The following is a 2,074-nucleotide window of genomic DNA, read 5'->3' as shown; positions in this document are numbered from 1 at the left end:
GAGTGGCCGCTCTGCCTCGTAGCTGCCCTGGGCCTGGCCCTGGCGGTGTTGCGGCCTGCGTCCCGAGCCGGCCGCCGAGCGCTGGCCGGGGTGGGCGTCGCTTTGGCGGGCGGACTGGCACTGCTCGTGACGCCGCAGTTGCAGGGCGCGCAAGCCTCCGCCGAGTATCGCGACGAATACCTGTACCGGCAGCGCAATTTCTACGGCACGGTCTCGGTGAAGGGGCGCATCGACCTGAACGCCCCGGCAATGAGCTACGCACCCAAAGTCAGTGCCGGCTCATCCCTCATCTACAAGGCACAGCTGGCCGGCGGTGGCACGCTCAACCTGGACGTGTCTGCCCAGTACATCCGCCAGCAGTTTGCTGACGCATCCAACTCGGCGTTGCTCGCCATCCCGCGCCAGACCTACCTGTAGCCCTATCGTTTTCCCTGTGCGCCCTAGCGGCTCAGGCTCAGGAGGCCACTTCCCCCGACATGACCAAGCTGCCCGAGGTGCTTGTGACCGCTGAGCGCGTGGAGTCAACGCTGCGCAAGACGCCTGTGTCGGTAGTCCCAATCAGCTCGGAAGAAATCTCGCGCCGCGGCGTCGCGCAGTTGGGGGCTGAGCCCCCGCGCTGTCAGTCCTTGAGGCCTGCGAGTAAGTCCGCCGAAGTCAGGATGGCGTGCGCGTATGTCGGGCCATTGATTTCGTGCGCGAACTTCATGGCCTCGGCGGTGAACGCGGCCGTGGCGTCCTTGAGCAGCGTGACGTGGTAGCCCAGCTCAGACGCGAACTTTGCCGTTGTCTCGATGCACGTATTGGCTAGCAGGCCGACCATGATGACGTGGCTCATGCCATGCTGTTTGAGCAGGACATCCAGATCGGTGTTCTGGAAGCCGCTGCCGGAGAAGTGCTCTTTGACGATCACGTCATCGGCATGCGGCACGAAGTCCGGATGCCACTCGCCGCCCCAGGAGCCAACGGCAAATGCTTGGAACTTGTGGCTGCCAAGCTGGTAGGGCGTCGGGTGACGCCAGCCCTTGAAATCGTCCGGCCTGGCGCGGCGGTGCGGAACGTAGAAGACTGGGAAACCAGCTTGGCGACATGCAGCCACGACGGCCTTCATGTTCGCGACGGTGCCGATGGCTTCGGCCACCTCCTTGGCCATCAACGCCAACTTGCCGCCTTCGCTCAGGAAGTCGTTGTACGGGTCCACCAGCAGGACTGCGGTGGCCTCCCTTGGGTAGGACGGAATGCTGCTCATGACGTAGCTCCTGCATTGAGGGGAAGTCCATGCTGACCGCAAAGGCAAGCGGGCGCATCCGTCCTTTGGCAGAGGGGCTTCCAACCACACGGCAGGTTGAGCATCTCGAGTTGCCGGCACATCCGGCGAAGCGCGTGGAGGAAAAGGAGCTGGAACACCAACGGCATGAGTGCCGCGCAGCGGTGTCGTGCGGCGTCATCACCTCTACGACGAGACCTTCCAGCGGGCGCGCACCGTCCAGGAACTGCTGGGCCATGCCGACGTGGTCACCACCGTGATCTACACCTACGTGCTGCGCTTGAATGGCGGTGCGGTGCGGAGTCAACTGGATGCGCTGCCATCCACCGGGACGCCCCAAAGCGGACCTTGGTGAGCTTCCGCTCTGGGCACGAAGCCGCCGCCGACTTGATGCGGATGGTGGTCAGGAATGTGCCCAAAGCCGAAGTTGACCCAGCTACAGCAATACGCTGGCTGCTGTCAGCCAGACGTTCCGACCCTATGACCGCTATTGGCGGTAACGGTCATTGGACGGTTCGCCAGCTGAGAGCCTGCTAAACCACCGTGTCCGCCATTCGCCAGCGGCGTGTCGCCGTTTACGCCGTCGGCGATCCCGATGTTGGTCGCGCCAGTCAAGGCGCGACCGCGTCCCTGACTAGCAAAGGCCTCAGTGGTCGTGCCCATGATGCGCGTCGGGCACATGGGCATGACTGTGCCGATTCGGCTCGTGTCGGTGCCGATGGCTGTGCGCACCTTCGGGCATCGGATAGTGGGTATGGTCGTGATGCCCGTCGTCGTGCCGGTGCGCGTGCTCGTGTTCCAGCGCCTCGT

2 protein-coding genes and 1 pseudogene are annotated in these 2,074 nt (G+C 64.2%); 2 read left to right on the top strand and 1 reads right to left on the bottom strand.

Going from position 1 to position 2,074, the window contains the following annotated elements; all coding sequences use genetic code 11:
• Window positions 1-417: pseudogene (locus tag AC0IZJ_RS28315) on the top strand (hypothetical protein); the annotation flags it as partial.
• 202 nt (window positions 418-619) lie between these two features.
• Here AC0IZJ_RS28315 and AC0IZJ_RS28310 read toward each other — a convergent pair.
• Window positions 620-1,246 (bottom strand): cysteine hydrolase family protein, encoded by a 627-nt coding sequence (locus tag AC0IZJ_RS28310; RefSeq protein WP_471855588.1) that lies wholly within the window; start codon window positions 1,244-1,246, stop codon window positions 620-622.
• A gap of 187 nt (window positions 1,247-1,433) precedes the next feature.
• On the opposite strand from AC0IZJ_RS28310, the gene AC0IZJ_RS28305 reads away from it, so the two are divergent.
• Entirely contained in the window at window positions 1,434-1,619 is a 186-nt protein-coding gene (locus AC0IZJ_RS28305; RefSeq protein WP_471855586.1) for a hypothetical protein, read from the top strand.
• The last annotated feature ends 455 nt before the right edge of the window (window positions 1,620-2,074 follow it).

It is taken from the genome of Roseateles sp. AC306 (assembly GCF_979253795.1).
The sequence above is the reverse complement of the archived record's forward strand: the minus strand, read 5'-3'. Positions and strand labels throughout refer to the sequence as shown.

What these genes read in the sequence shown, in the direction of transcription:
- AC0IZJ_RS28310 (WP_471855588.1), bottom strand. Translation starts at nt 1,246, where the DNA reads ATGAGCAGCATTCCGTCCTACCCAAGGGAGGCCACCGCAGTCCTGCTG.